This is a genomic window from Ignavibacteriales bacterium (genome assembly GCA_016709155.1).
GTDB lineage: Bacteria > Bacteroidota > Ignavibacteria > Ignavibacteriales > Ignavibacteriaceae > JADJEI01.
In genome coordinates, this window is record JADJEI010000001.1 from 550158 (window position 1) to 571067 (window position 20910).

Consider the following 20910-nt stretch of genomic DNA (forward strand, 5'->3'; position numbering starts at 1 on the left):
TTTAGGATCTGATATACGATTTGTTAAACTTCCCTTCACTATACACTTTCAAGAGTGCTGAAAGGTGAGTAAGCTGATTCAAAAATAATAAAATTTAAATGTATCAACCCTATGGCTAAAACTCCGAAACAAAAAAAACAAAAAAGCATCGAAGAAACTCTTTGGGATTCTGCCAATAAACTCCGCGGCTCTGTGGAACCATCTGAATATAAACACGTGGTGCTTGGCTTAATCTTCTTAAAGTTTGCTAATGATAAATTTGAAGAACGAAAACAGGAATTGATATCCGAAGGTAAAGAAAAGTATATCGGTATGACCGAGTTCTATACCGCAAAAAATGTTTTCTTTTTACCGGAGGAATCCCGCTGGTCCTATCTAATCCAGAATGCAAAACAACCGGAGCTTGCTCTTATAATTGATACTGCACTAGCCATTGTTGAAAAAAATAATCCTGCTCTGCAAGGTGCGTTACCAAATAATTATTATTCACGAATAAGTTTAGATCAAAGTAAACTTGGTGCTTTAATCGATACAATCAATAACATTAATACAATCGAGGATAAACAGAGCGATATAGTCGGTCGTGTTTATGAATACTTCTTGTTAAAGTTTGCAATTGCAGAAGGCAAAGGCAAAGGTGAGTTCTACACTCCCAAAAGTATTGTTAACCTTATAGCTGAAATGATTGAACCATACTCAGGTAAAGTATATGATCCCTGTTGCGGTTCCGGCGGTATGTTCGTTCAATCAATTAAATTTGTTGAAAGTCATCACGGCAATAAAAAAAATATTTCTATTTATGGACAGGAAGCCACAAACACCACTTACAAATTAGCTAAAATGAATCTTGCTATCCGCGGCATATATGCAAACTTTGGTGAAAAAGCTGTTAGCACATTTACAAACGATCAGCATAAAGATCTTAAAGCTGATTTTATTATGGCTAATCCTCCGTTCAACCAAAAAGATTGGCGCGCTGCTGATGAACTTATCAACGACCCGCGCTGGGCTGGTTATGAAGTGCCTCCGACTGGTAATGCAAACTACGCCTGGATTCTTAATATCGTTTCCAAACTTTCTGCAAATGGTGTTGCCGGTTTCTTACTTGCTAATGGTGCACTTAGTGGTGATAATTCAGAAAAAGAAATTCGTAAAAAACTGATCCAGAATAATCTTGTAGAAGCTATTCTTGTTTTACCACGCAATATGTTTTACACGACTGATATAAGTGTTACCCTCTGGATTCTTAACAAGAATAAAAAAGCTCATACCATTGCACAGCCTGATAACATCCGCAAATATAGAGATCGTCAGAAGGAAATTCTTTTTATGGATCTAAGACAAATTGGTATCCCGTTCGAGAAAAAATATACCCAGTTTTCTGATGATGATATAAAACAAATTACTTCAACATACCATAACTGGCAGCAGACTGATTACAAAAAAACTTATAAAGACACACCCGAGTTTTGTTATAGTGCGCATTTCGATGAAATTGAAAAGAAAGATTTTTCTCTCGTACCTAGTAAATATATCGAGTTTATAAATCGGGATGAGAATATTGACTTTGATGAAAAAATGAAATCACTTCAATCTGAATTTTCTCAACTTCTTAAGTCTGAAGAACAATCAAAAAAAGATTTACTCAAAGTCTTTAAAGAACTGGGTTATGAGATCAAATTATAAAAAATTGGGAAACTACATTAGAGAAGTTAATGTTAGAAACTCTACTGCTGAAGAATTACCACTACTCGGAATAAATATAGATAAATTCTTTATGCCTTCAGTTGCGAATATTGTTGGTACAGATTTATCCACTTACAAACTTGTAAAAACTAGTCAATTTGCTTGCAACAGAATGCACGTTGGCAGAGACGAAAGATTGCCTGTTGCACTTTCAAATAGTCCGAATAATTTTATTGTATCTCCAGCTTATGATGTTTTTGAAATTATTGATCAAGATATACTTTTACCGGAATATCTAATGATGTGGTTTTCAAGAGGAGAATATGATCGTAATGCTTGGTTTTATACTGATGCAGATGTTCGTGGTGGATTGCATTGGGATGCTTTTTGTGAAATGACTTTACCCATTCCCCACCCTGATAAACAAAAAGAAATCGTTAAAGAATATAACACTATAGTAAACCGCATAAATCTAAATAACCAGCTAATTCAAAAACTCGAAGAAACTGCCCAGGCTATCTACAAACAATGGTTTGTTGATTTTGAATTCCCCGATGAAAATGGAAACCCCTACAAAAGTAGCGGTGGCGAAATGGTTTTCAATGAAGAATTAGAAAAAGAGATTCCAAAGGGTTGGGACTTAAAAATTGTCGGCGATATTGTTGATTGCAACTATGCAACATTGTCTTCACAAGATGATTATGAAACAATTGAATACTTGGACACGAGTAGTATCACCAACAATGAAATAGAAATAATTCAAATTCTAAATCCAACCGTGGATGAAATCCCAAGTAGAGCAAAGAGAAAAGTAAATCATAACGACATAATATTCTCAACTGTAAGGCCTAATCTCAAACATTTTGGAATATTGAAAAATCCAAAATCAAATATGATAGTTTCAACAGGATTCGCAGTTTTGAAACCGACATATCCGAATGTATGTGGAGAGTTAGTTTATTATTTAATTACTAATGAAGATAATATGCAAAGTTTGCAAGCAAGGGCAGAAATGAGCGTTTCAACATATCCATCAATTAATCCAGAAGACCTTTTAAACATCAATTTCATTTTGCCCTCTAAAGAAATTTTATTGTTAGCAAATACAATATTTCAATCTCATTCTGAATTATCGGACCGAAAGAAAAAGGAAATTAAATTATTGAGAAATATGAAAGAGCTACTTCTATCCAAATTAGCCACAATAGAAAATTAAAAATGTTAATTACAACAACATTTATAATTCAGCCTTTACCTTTAATATTCAAGATAAAAGCTCATTATTTGTCAAGTTTTTTGCGCAAAAAACTTGACATTTTAAGGCTCACATCATAGTTTTGTACTGTTATGAAAGTAGCAGAAAAAATATTAACACAAATTCAAAGCATTTCTGAAGATTCTACATTTGGTTATGAACAGCTTAACATAACTAAATCCGAGTATCTTACAGCAGCTAAAGCATTAGAGCGCCTGATAAAAAAAGGTATAATAAGAAAACTTTCCAAAGGCACATTCTATAAACCAAAAAAAACTATTTTCGGTGAGCTTCGCCCTGGAGATACAGAAATATTAAGACCATATTTATTCAGTAATGGCAAACGTGTAGCATACATTACAGGTACATATCTTTATAATCAATTGTACTTAACTACTCAAATGGCTTTTCGCATAAAAATTGCCAGCTTGTCAAAAAGGATATATATAAATACTGGTGCAATAAAAGCAACTCCGGTAAAAAGTTATGCTCAGGTAACTGATGATAATTACAGTTTGCTTGGTTACCTGGATGCAATGAAAGACCTTAAAATTATTCCGGATCTCGATATACAATCTGCTGTAGGTATTTTAATTAATATTGTAGAAAAACTTACTGCAGCACAAACTGCGGAAATTATTAAATATGCACTTCTCTACCCGCCTCGTGTTAGAGCTTTACTCGGTGCTATCTTAGAACAATTGAATAGAAAAAAAGGAATTGAAAAATTAAAGGAAACTCTTAACCCGCTAACGGGTTTCAAACTAGGATTAAGAAATACAAAATTAAAAACTGCATCAAACTGGGGTATTCAATGAACCTGCATAATAACACCGAACTATTTAAAACTGCGGTTACAGTTGCAGCTCAAGAGTTAGATATTCCATCTATATATATAGAAAAAGACTATTGGGTAACATTTGTATTGCATACTATTTTCCACAACGCTATTGGGCCGGATGTGGTATTTAAAGGTGGTACTGCACTTTCAAAATGCTTCAATTTAATCGATCGCTTTTCTGAGGATATCGATCTCGTAGTCTTACGTAAAGAGGGTGAATCAAATAACCAGCTCACTAATAAAATCAGAGATATAAGTCATATTGTATCTGCTGTCCTGCCGGAAGTTGAATTGGAAAATGTTACACAAAAAAGAGGTATGAATAGAAAAACTGCTTATAATTACAATAAGCTTTTTACAGGCAATTTCGGACAGGTAAGGGATGTAATAATTGTCGAAGCAAGCTGGCTGGGTAATTCCGAACCTCGTAGTAAGAAAAAAATCAGTTCATATATTTATGATATGATGCTTAAAAATGATCAGCTTAATATTGCTGAGAAACATGGTTTACTTCCCTTCGAAGCCATGGTGCTGGATCCAAAACGAACAATATGTGAAAAGATTATGAGTCTTGTTCGCTTCTCTTATACTGAAGATCCACTTGGGGACCTTAAGAAAAAGATTCGTCACACTTATGATTTGTATAAACTTTTAAATGATACTCAACTATCAGAATTCTTTAACTCAAAATCATTTGATTAATTAATTCTCAAAGTAGCAAATGATGATGTAATTAGTTATAAAAGTAATAATCAGTGGTTAGTAAATCATCCGTTAAAATCAAAAATATTTTCTAAGCTAGAAATAGTCTGGAAAGAATTAAAGGACACTTACAATGGTGCATTTAAGGATTTAGTTTTCAAGGATTTTCCGGGTGAAGAAAAAATACTTGCAAATCTATTAACAATTAAAAATAGACTTGAGAGCATTGAATGGAATATTGAAGTGGAGGCTAAAGAATGACTTATAATGAGGAAAGATTAGAAAATGCTGTTATCGCACTTTTTGAACAGCAGCAAATCCCTCACACAAAAGGAGAAACAATCCACAAAGAAATCAGCGATGTTCTGCTTCGTGATGACTTAAAACAATTTCTCTTCACTCAATACGCTGCTGAAAATATCACTCTAAACGAAGTACAATCAATCATCCGTCAATTAGATCTGCTTCCATCTTCATCATTATATGATAGTAACAAATCTTTCCTTAAAATGCTTTCCGATGGTTTTACTTTAAAGCGGGAAGATCGAAGCAAAAAAGATTTATTTATTCAGCTTGTTGATTATAATTCTGTCAACAATCTTCAATCTGCCTCACCGGCTAGTTTACTTCTGAAAGCTGCTGAGCCGCCTTCTTCATATTCTGCAGCAGATAATAATATTTACAAAATAGTAAACCAGCTCGAAATTCAGGGATATGAAAAACGAATTCCTGATGCAATATTATATGTAAATGGACTGCCGCTTGTAGTTATAGAATTCAAGAGCGCGATCAAAGAAGAAACCACAATTAAAGATGCATTCACTCAATTAACAGTTCGTTATCGGCGGGATATTCCGGAACTATTTAAATACAACGCTTTTTGTATTATCAGTGATGGTGTTAATAATAAAATAGGATCGCTTTTTGCCCCCTATAATTTTTTCTATGCCTGGCGTAAAGTAAATCCTGAAGATATTGCAGTAGATGGAATCGATTCACTTTATAGTTTGGTTAACGGACTATTTAATAAAACCAGGTTATTGGACGTGATTCAAAATTTTATCTTCTTCCCCGATACTCCAAAAGATGAAACTAAAATTGTTTGTCTTTACCCCCAGTATTATGCAGCAAGAAAAATTTTCAACAGCATTAAAACAAATATGCGTCCGGATGGGAATGGTAAAGGCGGTACATACTTTGGTGCTACAGGAAGCGGTAAAAGTTATACAATGCTTTACCTGGCTCGCATTTTAATGAAGAGTACATTTTTTAAAAGTCCTACAATAGTTCTGATCACTGATAGAACCGATCTCGATGATCAGCTTTCTGCACAATTCACAAATGCAAAACAGTTTATTGGTGATGAAAACATCATAAGTGTAGAAAGTCGTGATGAACTTAAAACTTATTTGAGAAATCGTAAAAGTGGTGGTGTATTTCTAACTACAATTCAAAAGTTTACTGAGCATCTGGAACTCCTCACAGAACGTACAAATGTTATCTGTATCTCAGATGAAGCTCATCGATCACAAATAAATCTCGATCAAAAAATTGTTGTAACCGCAAAAGGTGTTGAACGTAAATATGGTTTTGCAAAGTATCTCCACGATTCATTACCCAACGCAACCTATGTCGGTTTTACAGGTACCCCGATTGATGGCACTCTGAAGTATTTGGCGATGTTGTTGATGCTTATACTATGAAGGAATCTGTTGCTGATGAAATTACTGTAAAAATAATTTATGAAGGTAGAGCTGCAAAAGTTTTACTTAATGAAAAAAAGTTAAAGGAAATTGAAGAGTATTATAAAAATGCGCTGAAGAAGGTGCTAATGAATATCAGATAGAAGAAAGTAAACGCGCCACTACTCAACTGGAAACTATCTTAGGTCATCCGGATCGTATTGAGTTATTAGCTAAGGATTTTGTACAGCACTATGAAAAAGAATCGAGGAAGCAGCAACTGTAAAAGGTAAAGTAATGTTTGTCGCCGCAAGTCGCACAATTGCTTACAATCTTTACAAAGAAATAATCAAACTACGCCCTGCCTGGAATGAAATAAAAGAATGCGATGAAGGAATCGTATTATCAGAAAATGAACGTCGAGAAATAAAACCTTCTGAAAGAATAAAACTTGTAATGACTCGTAGCAAAGATGATCCAAAAGAACTATATGATTTAATTGGCACTAAAGAATATCGCAAAGAATTAGATCGTCAATTCAAGAATGATAAATCCAACTTTAAAATTGCCATTTTAGTGGATATGTGGATTACCGGATTCGACGTTCCATTCCTTGATACAATGTATATTGATAAACCTATTCAACAGCATTCACTTATCCAGACAATTTCAAGAGTTAACCGTGTTTATGAAGGCAAAGAAATGGGCCTTGTTGTAGATTACATTGGTATAAAAAGTAACATGAACATCGCTCTTGCTAAATATTCTAAAGTTGATGCAAATGATTTTGAAGATATCAACAAAGCAGTAGTTATAGTAAAAGATCAATTAGATTTATTATCAAAATTCTTTCACAAATTTGATAGTACAAATTATTTTCAAGGCTCTCCACTTCAGCAATTAGATTGCCTGAACAAAGCAGTTGAATTTGTTCAGCTCACAGATGAAATGGAAAAACGATTTATAAATCTCACAAGAAAATTACGCTCTGCGTATAATCTATGCTGCAATAGTGATTCAATATCACAAATCGAAAGAGATTACATTCATTTCTACCTTGCTGTAAAAGCAATCCTTCATAAACTAACAAAAGGCGATGCCCCCGATACTGCTCAAATGAATGATCATGTTCGTAAAATGATTGAAGAAGCTTTAGTAAGTGAAGGCATCGAAGAAATTTTTAAATTGGATGAAAACAATCAGGGTATTAACACTGATATTTTCAGCGATGAGTATATGGCAAAAATTGATAAGATAAAATTGCCGAATACAAAAATTAAACTGCTCCAAAAATTACTTTCACGTTCTATTGCAGAATTCCGTAAAACTAATCGCATAAAAGGAATAGATTTTTCGAAAAAATTAAGAAAGCTTGTTGAAATCTATAACGAACGCAAAGATTTTGAAGTTTTCAAAAGTGATGTACTGGATGATGTTGCAGAACAATTCACAAACTTATTTGAAGAATTAAAAAAAGAACGTAACTCATTTTTAGAAATGGGAATTGATTTCGAAGAAAAAGCATTCTACGATATCCTTAAAGAGATAGCAGAAAAATATAAATTCGAGTATCCGCACGATAAATTGATTGTCCTTTCACAAGCTGTTAAGAAAATTGTTGATGATAAAGCCAAATACACAGATTGGTCGCATCGCGATGATATAAAAGCCGAATTAAAAGTTGATTTAATTTTAATCCTTGCAGAACATGGCTATCCACCAGTTCCAAAAGATGAAGTCTTCAAAGAAATTTTCGAACAAGCTGAAAACTTTAAAAAGTATTTATAAAACATTTTGTAGGTAATTCAATGGAAATTCTAATTAGTCAATCCTTAAAAACCCCAAATAGATAAGGAAGGGATAAAAAAAGATAGGAAAAAAAATCACAGATCATTTTATTCTTTTTGTTAAAAGCCACACTGGATCAGAAACATCCAGCCTGTTATTTGTTTGATTGCATATTATTGCAACAGAAAATAAATTTTAAAATAAATTAAATCAAAACTACTGCTATGAACATTTTAAAACTAAATGAGGTAGAGAAAATACAATTATGAATAAGATAATTAAATTTGGTGAAGATGTTGAAGGATATAACATCCCCGTATTAAATGAACGGGAAATAAGAGCAGCAGCAGGAATATTCTTTTTATTTATGTTAATCTCTTTAATGCTAATCCTAACTAAGGAAGATTTTTTACTGATAAAATATGTTATAATTATATTCCTTACCGATTTATTAATACGGGTCTTTGTTAATCCTAAATTTTCTCCCGCATTAATAATCGGACGTTTGATAGTCCGGAATCAGGTACCCGAATATGTTGGAGCTAAACAAAAAAAGTTTGCCTGGATAATCGGTATCGTTTTAGCAACTATGATGTTCATTTTGCTGGTTGTAATAAATGCATACAGCCTGATAACGGGTATTACCTGTCTGATTTGCCTTGTATTCCTGTTCTTTGAATCTGCGTTTGGTATTTGTTTAGGCTGTAAATTTTATTCAATGTTTTATAAAGAAAAAGCTCAATACTGCCCTGGTGAAATTTGCGATATAAAATCAAAACAAGATATTCAAAAAACATCAGTGATTCAGTTACTTATTGTTTTTGGACTTATTGCATACATATTCCTTACGGTATTTTTATTTAATGATAATTTTAGTAAAAAACCTTTCGACATGTTTGGAACAAACAGTTCTAAACAGGCTGAGATAAATACAAAGTAAAATTTATTGAAGTTACCAGGATTTTAAAGTAAAAATAGATGAATAAAAGTGGAAATTGAAATGGAAGACATTTGATTGGAAGCGCCGGGAAACCCCATCCTTCGCAAAGCTCCAAACCGCTGCTGCAAGTATATTGAACCGCAAAGCCTATTTTGAATAATGAATATTTTAGAAATAGAAATACAAACCGACAACCTTAACAAAACGCAAAAATTTTATTCTGAACTTTTGAAATTACAGACAAAAAATAAAAACCAAAACTCCATTTCGTTTTTAGCCGGGCAATCAACCTTAACTTTTATTAAATCAAATAAATTAAAACCGAAATATCATTTTGCATTTAATATCCCCCGCAATAAACTCGACGAAGCAATAATATGGACATCTGCAAAACTTGACCTTATTAAAAACGCGGACAATGAAATTGTTTCGAACTTTGAAAGCTGGAATGCAAAGGCAATTTATTTTTATGACAACAATGGGAATATTTTAGAATTCATTGCACGTTTTGACCTTGATAATGCTGCAGATGAAGCCTTTGACATTTCATCCATTCAATCTATAAGTGAAATCGGAATAGTAACGGATGCCCCAATAAAACTTGCTGATAAATTAGTTAAAGAAAAAAACTTATACTTTTTTGCAAAAGGTTCTAAAAGTGAAAAGTTTGTTACACTTGGCAGCGATAATGGTTTAATAATAATTGTAGAGACAAACAGAAAATGGTATCCGACAGAACAGGAAGCCGAAAAACATTTTACAAAAATAAAAATATCAACAAACGGTTTAACAAGAGTAATTACAATGAACGAAGAGAATGTCAGCAGGTAACCGCACATTTGCAATAGGAGGGGTTTTCCTGATGAAAAATGGCGAGACAGTTTTGCGGTTATAGATAGTTTAGTTCTTCGTATTCATCCTGAACCTTCGGGATGGTGAAAATCGCCTCCAACACTTCTGCGCATGCGCATAAAAAAACGCAACGTTTTGCTCCGCTTATGATTATACTATTATAAAAAAAAGAAAATATTTTGAATGAAGAGAAACTACTTAAGGAAGTCGAAAATGACCCTCAGAAATTCGGGGAGATATATGAGGCATTCTATAAGAAAATTTTCGGGTAGGTATTCAGAAGAACTACTAACTATGATGCAGCTAAAGATATTGCGGCTGAGACGTTCCTTAAAGCATATACCGGTATCGGAAAATTCAAGTATCGAAATATCTCAGTTCTGTACTGGCTTTACAGGATCGCCACAAATGAGCTTAATAAATATTTTAACAGCCGCAAATATTTACCGGAGTCGTTAAACAGAATCCATGAAGAGTATGGTTTTGATTTAACAGATTATTCAAATGCCGAGACCGAAAGGATACTGCTTGAAGAAGACCTTGAAAAGCACCGGGAGTTTATGAGAATAAATGTACTTATTAAAAAGCTTGATATAAAATACCAGGAAGTAATTTCATTAAGGTTCTTTGAACAGAAATCTATTAAGGAAATTGCCGTTATCCTCAATAAAAAAGAAGGAACTGTTAAATCACTCCTCTACCGGGGTATTGATAAATTAAAAGGAAAGATTAATTGGAGAAAAACATGAAAAAAGAAGATGTTGATAAAATGCTAAGCGGTATGGATCTGCCCGATCCTGAAAAGATAACGCACCAGCAGGAATTAAAAATTCCACTGTTAAGCTTTAAGAAATCATCAAGAGCAGGGTTGTGGCTGCTAGTCCTGCCAACGATAGTTGCAATTACTGTTATACTTAAATACGAACTGGGAATATTCTCATCTTTTATAGATCTCATCGGAAGCTTCTTTGATGCTATTGACAGGAACCAGTTTCTTACTTTCTTAATCCCTGTAATTTTTATAGGGCTCCCTTTAGCTGCTATGATTATAAACCTTTTGGCATTCTGCCATTTTACAGTTATAAAAGGAAAAAAAGAACTCCTTGTAACTGTTAAATACCGTCCCCTTAACATAGCAGTATTTTTATTTGCGTTTGCGATAATTGTTTACTTCCTTTTGCCGGACAGACTGTCTTTTTAACGGGGCATTAATTGTCGGTGATGAATCAGGAATGGAATATTGCAAATCAACCGGATATAAAATTCTGGCTTAATTCAATAAGCAAAATTATTATTTAAAAAATAATGAAACTAAAACCATTGAATAGAAAGTCAAAAAATGCGAAAAAAAATCTTTTTAACAATTCTGCTCACAGGACTTTCATTCGGGACAGTTTTTTCTCAAGGTTTAAATAAATCTAAACTTGACAGCTTGTTTAATATACTTATTGAAAAGAATAAGGGAATGGGCAGTTTGTCACTTTCCAAAAATGGCACTGTGCTTTATAGCAGAGCTATTGGATACAGCTTCATTTCAGGTATGGAGAAAATTTCTGCAACAGAAAAAACAAAGTATCGCATTGGATCAATCACTAAAATGTTCACTGCGACAATGATTTTCCAACTAATTGAGGAAGGAAAATTAAATCTTACAACGACATTAGATAAATACTTTCCGAAGCTTCCAAACGCAGACAAAATTACAATCAGTAATTTACTTAATCACAGAAGCGGATTACATGAATTTACAGACGACCCTGACTATGATACCTGGATGGCAGTACCGAAAACACAGGATGAAATACTTGCACTCATCTCTAAACATAACGTTGATTTTCAACCTAATGAAAAAGCGGATTACAGCAATTCAAACTACGTTATTTTAGGATACATCTTAGAAATGGTTTCTAAACAGTCCTATTTAAAAAATTTAGAGGAAAGAATAACTTCTAAAATTGGTCTTTCAAATACTTACGCGGGTAGTAAGATTAATAAAAATAATAATGAAAGTTTTTCATATCGGTTTGATGGTAATTGGGAACAAGCAAACGAAACTGACATGAGTATCCCGAGTGGAGCAGGCTGTATTGTTTCAACACCGACCGACTTAACCAAGTTTATTGAAGCATTATTTTCTTTAAAACTCGTTTCAGAAAATAGTCTAACCCAAATGAAAACCATCACAGATAACTATGGAATGGGGATGCGACAAATCCCTTTCTATACAAAAAGAGCCTACGGACACAATGGACGCATAGATGGCTTTGTATCAAATTTGGCTTATTTTCCTGAGGATAGTTTAGCAATCTCATTTTGTTCTAACGGTGAAATATACCCTGTAAACGGGATCTTAATTGGTGTGTTAAGCATTTATTTTAATAAAGAATATTCTATACCGACATTTAATGACATTTCTATAACGACAGAAGACTTAGACAAATATTTAGGAGTGTATTCAACACCTGAACTTCCGGCGTTAACGATAATTATAACAAAAGATAATCTGATATTGATGGCTCAAGGTACAGGTGAGCCTGCTATTCCATTAGAGGCAACTGAAAAAGACATATTTGAGTTTTTAAGAGCAGGAATAAAATTGGAATTTAAACCAACTAAAAATCAGATGATATATTCACAAGGCGGAGAATCTTTTACTATGACAAGGGAGTAAATCAACAAACCCCTAATAGCAGGTTGGCAAAATGGCGGCTGATGAATTTATGATTTATAAAATTATTTTTTTATCTTAGCGCAAGAAATAAATACAGCCATTTATGGCACAAAGCCAGTGGCAATGCCATTGTATATGTGCATGTTTATGGGTGGGATAAATAAGTTAGCCATCATTTTGAGACGACCCAAGATAAAAGACAATAAAACGGAAAAAAAATGTATAATTTTTCATACTTTAAAGAAAAAGACAAGCAGACAATTTTGGATTTTATAGAGGAAAACCCGTTTGCATTTATGACAGGAAGTTTTTTATCGGGTGGACAAGTTGCAACACAAATTCCAATTTTATTTGAAGAAAGGAATGGCGAACTGTTTTTGCAGGGACATATTATGCGAAACACTGACCATCATAAAGCTTTCGTTGAAAACCCTAATGCTTTGCTTGTGTTTACTGGACCGAGTTGCTATGTAAGTGCTTCTTGGTATAGCAATCCACAAATTGGTTCTACTTGGAATTATATGAGTGTTCATACAGGCGGACAAGTCAATTTTATGTCAAATGACGAACTAATAGCATTTATGCGAAAATTGACATTGAAATTCGAAAAAGGCAATGCACAATCGCTAACATTCTACGACAATCTTCCTGACAGTTTTTTAAGTAAGATGATGCCAGCCATTGTTGGTTTTGAAATTAAAGCAGAAAAATTAGAGAATGTATTTAAACTCAGCCAGAACAGAGATAAAAAAAGTTATCTCAATATTATTTCAAAACTTGAAGAGCAAGGTGGAAACAGTGCTTTAATCGCATTAGAAATGAGAAAGAGAAAAGACGAACTATTTCCTGCTGACGTTGAATGGGATGGTTCAAAATTTGACTCGTGAGAACTAATAAACAACGAACCGCTAACAAGGAGTTTGCGATAGCGCTGATAGTGACAAACGGAAACATTAAGATAAAAAATGACAACTGAAATTATAACAACAACACCTGATTGTGAAATTGTAAGTTCAAGAATTTTTAACACATCAAGAGAACTTGTTTTTCTTGCTTGGGCTGACCCAAACCATCTAAAAAAATGGTGGGGACCGGCAGGTTTTACAAATACCTTTAATGAATTTGACTTTCGAGTAGGCGGAAAATGGAGTTTTATAATGCACGGACCTGACAAAGGAAACTATGCAAATGAATGTGAGTTCATAAAAATAGACATACCATCACTTATAGCTTGGAAACGATTTTCAAAACCACTTTTTCAAGTAGTTGCGACATTTGAAGAAGTGTCTAAAGGCAAGACGAAACTTATTTTTAAAATGCTATTTAACTCAGCAGATGATTGCAGAAAAGTAAAGGCTTTTGCGGTTGACAAAAACGAAGAAAATTTTGACAGATTAGAATATGAATTAACTAAAATGTTTTTATAAATAAGTCAATTGACAAATATGCCAGCGGCGAACATCGGTTTGTCAGTAAGGCGGTTGATGAATTTATGATTTATAATATTAATTTTTTATCTTAGCGCAAGAAATAAATACAGTCATTTATGGCACAAAGCCCACAGAGACTTGTTGTGTGTGTGCATGTTTATGACTGGTATAAATAAGTTGCAAGCAATTGGGTCGGCTCCGTGGATAGCAACGACCAAGTGAACAAACTTTAAGTAACCAATGACTTCTTAGCATACAGACTATGAACATGGAAAATTTATCACAAACCTCGCATTGGAACGTTTACCAAAAATTTGCATTCCGTTTTGTTTTTATTTTTTTTATCCAGTTTATCGTTTTACTGGACTGGTCTGTTAATTCTATTTTATCCTATATCTATTATGAAGGACACCTCGCAGAATTTTTAGATATAGTCATTTCCTGGACAGGGAAACATCTTTTTCACATTCCATATACTATCATATCACCCTACGATGGGCAGCACAACGATAGAGCTTATATCTATTTGCTTTATTTCATTATGGCAATAGTTGGCGTATTGGGCGCAATTATTTGGAGTGTATTGGACAGAAAAAGAACAAACTACCAAACGCTTTATTATTGGCTAACAGTTATCGTCCGTTACTATTTGGCATTCACACTATTCATTTTTGCGCTGGAGAAATTCTTCAAAATGCAATTTCCTGACCTTGGTTATTATACATTGACTGAACCGCTGGGAGATATGTCACCCATGAGTTTGGCTTGGGCTTTTTTTGGATATTCTTATGGATACAACGTTTTTATGGGTATAGCCGAAAGCGCTGCCTTGTTCCTGCTGTTCCGCAGAACAACGACATTTGGCGCATTGCTTACATTGGCGGCCCTTGCCAACGTGATGGCAGTAAACTACAATTATGATGTTCACGCTAAAATGTATCCAACGGCTTTATTTCTGTTGGCCTTTTTTCTATTACTTAAAGATTTAAAGAGATTAATGAGGTTTTTCTTTGCAGGTCAAGCTATTTCACTTCCGGTTATCAAAGCACCTGTATTCAAAAAAGGATGGATGAACATTTCAAAAAATGTGTTGAAAGTTTTAGTGATAGGTTATTTCATAGTCTTTCCGGTTAAGGACTATTTTGGTTATAAGAAAAACTCTGAAGAAAGGGGCAAGTCTAAGTCCAAAATATCCGGGGTTTATGATGTCGATACATTTGTTACAAATAAAGATACTTTATCAACTGATAATCCATTGAGGTGGAGACAAATTGTCATTGGGGATAAAATGGTTGAGGCTGCGCGTTTGAGTGGCGATAGCATTGCATTTCTATATGTATCCCTTAATGAAAAAGAAATGATAGTGTCTGGAGATCAAAAGGATTTATATACCAAAATGCAAGAAATATATAATGAACAAGGCATCGATATTTATCCCAAAATGGATTCGATACTGATTGCACGGCAAATAGAAAGCAGCCTGCGTTTCGAATTCCCTGATTCAACTACACTAAAGCTAAAAGGAATGATCAAAAAAGATTCTGTTTTCATAACCGCCAAACGAAAACCACTTGATATAAAAAACTTCAGGTTGATGCAAAGACGTTTTCATTGGATAACCGAAGCAGCTTATCTCCATTGACGAGCGTAGGTGGGACAAAAATCTGAAGACTATACAGAAAATTGAGTGACAAACAATAACGGACGAAACCCAACTACTTACAACAAAATGTTTCTGCAGCTTAAAACGATATTCAAAAACAAGAGAGAAATATGAAAAAGTTGAATTATTTATTTTACTTCATACTACTTACACTTCTTTATTCGTGTAGCCAGAAAAATAAAACTGAATTCTACCTTCCGGCAGAGTGGGAACCGCAGTCAGGTGTTATTGTAGGCGGACTTGATGATACTGCCACATTTGAAATGGTAAGTCAACTCGCAAAAGAAATGAAAGTATTCTGTCTTGTTTCCGATTCTACGATGGAAACTTACAAAAAGAAATTATCTGCAGTTGGTGTAAACTTAGATTCTATTCAGTTTTTGACCTCATCAACTGAATTTAGCTATGCCCAGCGTGACGGGGTGATCTTTTTAAAAAATGGAATGGGCGAAAAGAGGCTGGTAAATTTTGCCTGGAATATGTATGGCTGGTATTTTGATCCAACAATCAAAAATTATATAGACAAGGATAAGAAAAAGAGAGAACTATATACTTCCCTTCATCTAAAGGCGTTTCCGTATCCTGTATTTACCTCTTCTATGGTTAACGAAGGCGGCGCTATTGAAACAAATGGGAAAGGAACCATTTTACAAGTAGAATCAGTAAACATGCATCGTAACCCAACTATGACTAAAGAATTGCAGGAAGCTGAACTTAAAAAGGTGCTTAATGTAAAAAAGATAATATGGTTAAAAGAGGGTGCGGCAGAAGATCCGTCTGGATGGGGAACGTTAATAACTGAAAACTATTTTGGCATTGGAGTAAAGGGGCACTTAGATGAATTTTGCCGATTTGTAAATGAAAATACCATTTTAATTTCCTTCCCCGACTCCTTAGAAGCAACACACGACCCGGTAAAAAAAATAACACTGGAGAGAATGAAAATAAATTATGAAATTTTAAAAAATGCTACTGACCAGGATGGAAAGCCATTCACTATTGTTAAAATGCCGGTGCCTGATATTGATTACATGACTTTTGCATTAGACACAACCAGTAATAATGATGAAATAAAATTCCTTTCTCAACAAATTCTTTTTGAACAAAAAAGATTTTCAGTTGGCGACACCGTTCATTTTGTACCATCTAGTAGTTATCTTAATTTTTTGATTACAAACAAAACGGTATTTGAGTCGAAATATTGGACAGAAGGACAACCTGAAAGTTCTAAAACAAAAGATGAGAAAGCGAAACAAATATTACAACAATATTTTCCAGATAAAAAAATCTACCAGATAAACACAGCAGAAACTAACCACAATGGAGGTGGGCTTCATTGCTGGAGCATGCAAGTACCTGAATAGGAAAAAGGATTTCAGTTTCGGGAAAAGCTGTATCTAACAGAGGGCTTGCAAACCGTTATGCGTCATGCTTGGGGACACTGCTAACTTGTAACTGACTGCATGAAATTAACTTTGATAAACATTAGAACAAATTGCAAATGAAAAAGTATTATTTTTTAATAGCCAGTGTATTGATGCTTATTTTATCCTTAGTCGGATTTTCCGATAATTTGATTACAGATACAGGTCAAGAGAGTAATAGCGACCCAAAGTTTATTATACATGGGTTATTTCTTTTGCCTGGTTCATTATTCTTATTATCCAAACTAACTTTATAAGGCAAGAGAACTATAAAGCTCACATAAAACTGGGAATAGCCGGCATGGTTGTAGCAATTGGAGTATTGCTCACCACTGTGTACATTTTCCTGGTTGTTTATAATGGATGGAATGTTATGCCAATCAATGCCAAAGTTAACAGGTTTTTTATGCCGAGTTATGCCTTATTGGTTTGGTTAGGGTACATGAACAGAAAAAAACCTAACAAGCACAAAAGGTTTATGTATGTAGGAACATTGTATATGTTAGGTCCGATTTTAGACAGGGCTCTTGATCATACATATATTTCCAGACGAACTCATTTCTAATACTGTTGGCTGGGGCCCCTTTATTATAGGATTCTGGAGTCTCTTTTTTATTTCTCTTTTTATCTACGACTAGTTAACTCTGAGAAAAATTCATCCAATAACTTACTTAGGTTTTATTTGGTTTTATATCGTTTGGACAATTACGGCATTTATTTAAAACCATGATAACTTATTCAACAAACATTGTTAAATAAATAACTGAAAAAACTTTGCATCAATGATAGCACGAACTTAATATATTGGTTTGCCGCAAGTGGCGGTAACGCGGTTTATTGAAAGTTTCTGCTTCTTTTAAAGTTTGGCGCACCTGCAAAGACGTGCATTAGAAATTAATGGCATAGCATCTTTGGAACAACAATCCAAATACACAGAAAAGGAAGTACTAAACTTTAATGGAATGGGAAAAAGCACTATTCCAAAACTAAAAGAGGCATTAACAAAAGCAGACCTTTCATTCAATAAGTAATAATAACAGACAATATGACGAAATCAGAAATAGCACAAGCGTTCTCAGGCGGACAATTTGAAAAGTGTTTGAACTACTTAACTGACCAAACTATTTGGAATACTCCAGGTGAGCAATTCTTGACAGGCAGAAAGGAAATAGAACCTTTCTGTAAAAACATAACAGCTTACTTTAGTAGAGTAACTTCAAATTTCAAACAACTCAATCTTATAGAAAATGACCGTTGTGTTGCTATCAATGGGACAGCAGAATTTATCCGTGAAGGGAAAAGAGTTGCATTTGTTTCCTCATGTGACGTTTACGAATTTGACTTGGACAACAAAATTTTAAGTATCAATTCTTATTGTATAACTGAGCGACAGGAGAAGGAATGAAAAAACAACGAACTGCTAACATCGTACTGGCAAGTTTTGGGCAGCCTGTAAACTTAAAATTTTATAACTTTGAACCAGCAGATTAAAAATAAATAGACAATGAAAAAAATAATCCTTCTCTCAATCGTGATTGGTTTGATAACTGTTTACTCAAACAACTCCCGAAATGGTAATTCCGACAGCACAAAATACGCTGTTGTAATCAGCAACGACACTTGCAAACTAATTGATAACTACCTTACAAAACTTACCAACGAGAAAAACTTTTCCGGCGGACTTCTTATCGTAAAAGACGGAAAGAAAATATTTAGCAAAGGTTACGGCTGGGCAGACAAGGACAAGAGAATTCTATTCACATCAAGTACATTAGCATCTATCGGCAGCATTACAAAAGCATTTACAGCTGCTGCAATTATGAAGTTAGTGGAGCAAAATGAATTATCACTTGACGACCAACTGAAAAAATATTTTCCAACCATTCCTGAAGACAAGGCAAACATTACAATTCATCAATTGCTTACTCACTCATCAGGCTTTCACGAGTTTTTAAAACAAGACGGCGGCGACTACGAAAAAATAAATACAGAGGAATTTTTAAACCGGGCATTTGCAGAACCATTGGCATTTAAGCCTGGAGAGAAAGCAGTTTACACCAATGTTGGTTTTAGTGTTTTGGGGATAATCATTGAGCAAGTTTCAGGACTTGACTACGAAGAGTTTTTAAAAACAAATCTGTTTCAACCTCTGGGAATAAAAGACATTGGCTACCATTACCCTGCTGCATCGAACGATACTATCGCCATCGGTTACCGAAACGGAAAAATTTGGGGAACACACCAACAACATTTTGAACAGGCTGGCGGCGGACCTTATTGGAACTTAAAAGCCAACGGAGGATTAGAAGTTTCATTAGACGAAATGTTTTTGTGGGCAAACAGCTTTACTAATCATTCTATTCTTAGTGAATCAACTATTCAGAAAATGTTTACAGCACACATTCAGGAGGAAGGATACAATGGTGAATCTTTTTTTGGCTATGGCTGCAATATTTTACAAAGCAGGCGAAACACCAAAATGATAGATAACGGAGGAAGTAATGGGATTTATTTTGCAAGATTAATTCGCCTTCCCGAAGAAGGATTGGTATTTTATATGGTAACAAATGAAAGTTCGATTCATACAATGATGGTTTTACCGAATGTAACTCAGCTTTATTTCAATGGAAAAATAGAGCAAGACGCTTTGACAATGCAACCAGTATTTCAGAATCAAACAGCAAAACAAATTTATGAAATACTTGAAGAACCAACTACCACTGACTTAGCTACTGAGCTAAATAAAAATAAAATTAAGGTTGAAGATGATATGGTTTTATTGGAAGTTGGACAATTACTAATTCAAGAAAATAAAACCGACAAGGCATTAGTCCTTTATAAATTCTACACTAAAACTTTCCCAAACATTGTAGTTGCCTGGAATGACTTAGGCGATATCTATCTAACTCAAAATAATAAAGACGAAGCAATTAAATGCTATCAACAAGCACTGAAAATACGACCAGAAAATCCAAGAGCGAAGGAATCGTTAGACAAGTTGACAAAATGAAATTATTAATTAAAACACTATTGATTATTATTTCAGTCATTGTTTTAAATTGCGGCTCTCAAAAACAAGACGCGTTTAAATCTAAAGAGGTTTACAAATCCAATGATTTAGTTATTACCCAAATTACCGAAAATTCTTTTGTGCATACTTCTTTCTTACAAACAAATGATTTTGGGAATGTGCCTTGTAACGGACTAATTGCGAGAGATAATAATGAAGCGATTATTTTCGACACACCGACTAATAACAAAAGCTCAGAAGAATTAATCAAATGGATAAACGAAACTCTTCATTGCAAAATAAATGCTATTATTCCAACTCATTTTCACGACGACTGTTTAGGCGGACTAAAAGCATTTGAAGAAGATCATATTCCTTCTTATGCAAATGTAAAAACAATCGAACTTGCAAAAGAAAATAATTTAGTTGTTCCCAGGAATGGTGTTGCTGATACCCTAACTCTAAAAGTTGGCAATGAAATTATTACAGTAAAATTTTTCGGGGAGGGACATACGAAAGATAATGTAGTGGGCTATTTCCCAAGTGAAAAAATAATGTTTGGCGGTTGCTTAATAAAAGAATTAGATGCCGGTAAAGGTTATTTAGGCGACGCTAATGTTATAGATTGGTCAAGTACAGTTGAAAGAGTTAAAATGGAATATCCAGATATGAAAATTGTTGTTCCGGGACATGGAGAATATGGTGACAAAAAATTACTTGATTATACAATAAAATTATTCAAGGCTCAATAAGAGAACTTCTTCTAAAATTGTTTTGGCAAAATAGCGGCTGATGAATTTATGATTTATAATAATAATTTTTTATCTTGGCGCAAGAAATAAAAGCAGCTATTTATGGCACAAAGTCCACAGAGATTTGCTGTATCTGTGCATGTTTATGGGTGGGATGAATAAGTTAGCGGCTATGTTAAATGACAGCTTACAAACAACAAACACGACAAAACGA

17 protein-coding genes and 2 pseudogenes are annotated in these 20910 nt (G+C 34.0%); all 19 read left to right on the forward strand.

Going from position 1 to position 20910, the window contains the following annotated elements:
• The first annotated feature begins 111 nt into the window (after positions 1-111).
• The 19 genes and pseudogenes from IPH11_02865 to bla all read left to right on the forward strand — a co-directional run bounded on the left by IPH11_02865 (position 112) and on the right by bla (position 20696).
• Positions 112-1686: an N-6 DNA methylase gene (locus IPH11_02865; GenBank protein ID MBK6912651.1), complete on the forward strand. Its 1575-nt coding sequence runs from the start codon at positions 112-114 to the stop codon at positions 1684-1686.
• The gene (locus IPH11_02870; protein MBK6912652.1) at positions 1670-2902 is read left to right on the forward strand and encodes a restriction endonuclease subunit S; all 1233 of its coding nucleotides are present in this window, start codon (positions 1670-1672) and stop codon (positions 2900-2902) included. Before IPH11_02865 ends, IPH11_02870 begins: the two co-directional genes overlap by 17 nt.
• Before the next feature lie 131 nt (positions 2903-3033).
• Positions 3034-3759, forward strand: coding sequence for a hypothetical protein (locus IPH11_02875; protein MBK6912653.1), 726 nt, complete (start codon positions 3034-3036; stop codon positions 3757-3759).
• A pseudogene (locus tag IPH11_02880) lies at positions 3756-4745 on the forward strand (nucleotidyl transferase AbiEii/AbiGii toxin family protein). The gene IPH11_02875 and the pseudogene IPH11_02880 overlap by 4 nt, the downstream one beginning before the upstream one ends.
• Positions 4742-7954 (forward strand): annotated as a pseudogene (locus IPH11_02885) (type I restriction endonuclease subunit R). The pseudogenes IPH11_02880 and IPH11_02885 overlap by 4 nt, the downstream one beginning before the upstream one ends.
• A gap of 265 nt (positions 7955-8219) precedes the next feature.
• Complete coding sequence (locus IPH11_02890; GenBank protein ID MBK6912654.1) at positions 8220-8894, forward strand: DUF4395 domain-containing protein; 675 nt, start codon at positions 8220-8222, stop codon at positions 8892-8894.
• 159 nt (positions 8895-9053) lie between these two features.
• On the forward strand, positions 9054-9725 hold the full coding sequence (locus IPH11_02895) for a VOC family protein (GenBank protein MBK6912655.1): 672 nt from the start codon (positions 9054-9056) through the stop codon (positions 9723-9725).
• 332 nt (positions 9726-10057) lie between these two features.
• Positions 10058-10495 carry an RNA polymerase sigma factor gene (locus IPH11_02900; GenBank protein ID MBK6912656.1) on the forward strand — a complete coding sequence of 146 codons (438 nt, stop codon included), beginning with the start codon at positions 10058-10060 and terminating at the stop codon, positions 10493-10495.
• Entirely contained in the window at positions 10492-10947 is a 456-nt protein-coding gene (locus IPH11_02905; GenBank protein MBK6912657.1) for a hypothetical protein, read from the forward strand. The genes IPH11_02900 and IPH11_02905 overlap by 4 nt, the downstream gene beginning before the upstream one ends.
• A 138-nt stretch (positions 10948-11085) precedes the next feature.
• A complete protein-coding gene (locus tag IPH11_02910; protein ID MBK6912658.1) occupies positions 11086-12417 on the forward strand; it encodes a serine hydrolase in 1332 nt (443 codons plus the stop codon).
• A gap of 218 nt (positions 12418-12635) precedes the next feature.
• Positions 12636-13304: an FMN-binding negative transcriptional regulator gene (locus tag IPH11_02915; protein MBK6912659.1), complete on the forward strand. Its 669-nt coding sequence runs from the start codon at positions 12636-12638 to the stop codon at positions 13302-13304.
• 78 nt (positions 13305-13382) lie between these two features.
• Positions 13383-13844, forward strand: coding sequence for an SRPBCC family protein (locus tag IPH11_02920; protein ID MBK6912660.1), 462 nt, complete (start codon positions 13383-13385; stop codon positions 13842-13844).
• Between the two features lie 271 nt (positions 13845-14115).
• Complete coding sequence (locus IPH11_02925) at positions 14116-15489, forward strand: hypothetical protein (protein ID MBK6912661.1); 1374 nt, start codon at positions 14116-14118, stop codon at positions 15487-15489.
• A 131-nt stretch (positions 15490-15620) separates the two neighbouring features.
• Positions 15621-16874, forward strand: a complete 1254-nt coding sequence (locus tag IPH11_02930; GenBank protein MBK6912662.1) for an agmatine deiminase family protein — start codon at positions 15621-15623, stop codon at positions 16872-16874.
• Positions 16875-17235: 361 nt separating this feature from the next.
• The gene (locus IPH11_02935) at positions 17236-17499 is read left to right on the forward strand and encodes a hypothetical protein (protein MBK6912663.1); all 264 of its coding nucleotides are present in this window, start codon (positions 17236-17238) and stop codon (positions 17497-17499) included.
• A 298-nt stretch (positions 17500-17797) separates the two neighbouring features.
• Positions 17798-17965 carry a hypothetical protein gene (locus IPH11_02940; GenBank protein MBK6912664.1) on the forward strand — a complete coding sequence of 56 codons (168 nt, stop codon included), beginning with the start codon at positions 17798-17800 and terminating at the stop codon, positions 17963-17965.
• A gap of 14 nt (positions 17966-17979) precedes the next feature.
• On the forward strand, positions 17980-18339 hold the full coding sequence (locus IPH11_02945) for a nuclear transport factor 2 family protein (GenBank protein ID MBK6912665.1): 360 nt from the start codon (positions 17980-17982) through the stop codon (positions 18337-18339).
• 99 nt (positions 18340-18438) lie between these two features.
• On the forward strand, positions 18439-19944 hold the full coding sequence (locus IPH11_02950; GenBank protein ID MBK6912666.1) for a serine hydrolase: 1506 nt from the start codon (positions 18439-18441) through the stop codon (positions 19942-19944).
• Positions 19941-20696, forward strand: a complete 756-nt coding sequence (gene bla, locus IPH11_02955; GenBank protein ID MBK6912667.1) for a subclass B1 metallo-beta-lactamase — start codon at positions 19941-19943, stop codon at positions 20694-20696. Before IPH11_02950 ends, bla begins: the two co-directional genes overlap by 4 nt.
• The last annotated feature ends 214 nt before the right edge of the window (positions 20697-20910 follow it).

What these genes read in the sequence shown, in the direction of transcription:
- IPH11_02865 (MBK6912651.1), top strand. Translation starts at nt 112, where the DNA reads ATGGCTAAAACTCCGAAACAAAAAAAACAAAAAAGCATCGAAGAAACT.
- IPH11_02870 (MBK6912652.1), top strand. Translation starts at nt 1,670, where the DNA reads ATGAGATCAAATTATAAAAAATTGGGAAACTACATTAGAGAAGTTAAT.
- IPH11_02875 (MBK6912653.1), top strand. Translation starts at nt 3,034, where the DNA reads ATGAAAGTAGCAGAAAAAATATTAACACAAATTCAAAGCATTTCTGAA.
- IPH11_02890 (MBK6912654.1), top strand. Translation starts at nt 8,220, where the DNA reads ATGAATAAGATAATTAAATTTGGTGAAGATGTTGAAGGATATAACATC.
- IPH11_02895 (MBK6912655.1), top strand. Translation starts at nt 9,054, where the DNA reads ATGAATATTTTAGAAATAGAAATACAAACCGACAACCTTAACAAAACG.
- IPH11_02905 (MBK6912657.1), top strand. Translation starts at nt 10,492, where the DNA reads ATGAAAAAAGAAGATGTTGATAAAATGCTAAGCGGTATGGATCTGCCC.
- IPH11_02910 (MBK6912658.1), top strand. Translation starts at nt 11,086, where the DNA reads ATGCGAAAAAAAATCTTTTTAACAATTCTGCTCACAGGACTTTCATTC.
- IPH11_02915 (MBK6912659.1), top strand. Translation starts at nt 12,636, where the DNA reads ATGTATAATTTTTCATACTTTAAAGAAAAAGACAAGCAGACAATTTTG.
- IPH11_02920 (MBK6912660.1), top strand. Translation starts at nt 13,383, where the DNA reads ATGACAACTGAAATTATAACAACAACACCTGATTGTGAAATTGTAAGT.
- IPH11_02925 (MBK6912661.1), top strand. Translation starts at nt 14,116, where the DNA reads ATGGAAAATTTATCACAAACCTCGCATTGGAACGTTTACCAAAAATTT.
- IPH11_02930 (MBK6912662.1), top strand. Translation starts at nt 15,621, where the DNA reads ATGAAAAAGTTGAATTATTTATTTTACTTCATACTACTTACACTTCTT.
- IPH11_02935 (MBK6912663.1), top strand. Translation starts at nt 17,236, where the DNA reads ATGGTTGTAGCAATTGGAGTATTGCTCACCACTGTGTACATTTTCCTG.
- IPH11_02945 (MBK6912665.1), top strand. Translation starts at nt 17,980, where the DNA reads ATGACGAAATCAGAAATAGCACAAGCGTTCTCAGGCGGACAATTTGAA.
- IPH11_02950 (MBK6912666.1), top strand. Translation starts at nt 18,439, where the DNA reads ATGAAAAAAATAATCCTTCTCTCAATCGTGATTGGTTTGATAACTGTT.
- bla (MBK6912667.1), top strand. Translation starts at nt 19,941, where the DNA reads ATGAAATTATTAATTAAAACACTATTGATTATTATTTCAGTCATTGTT.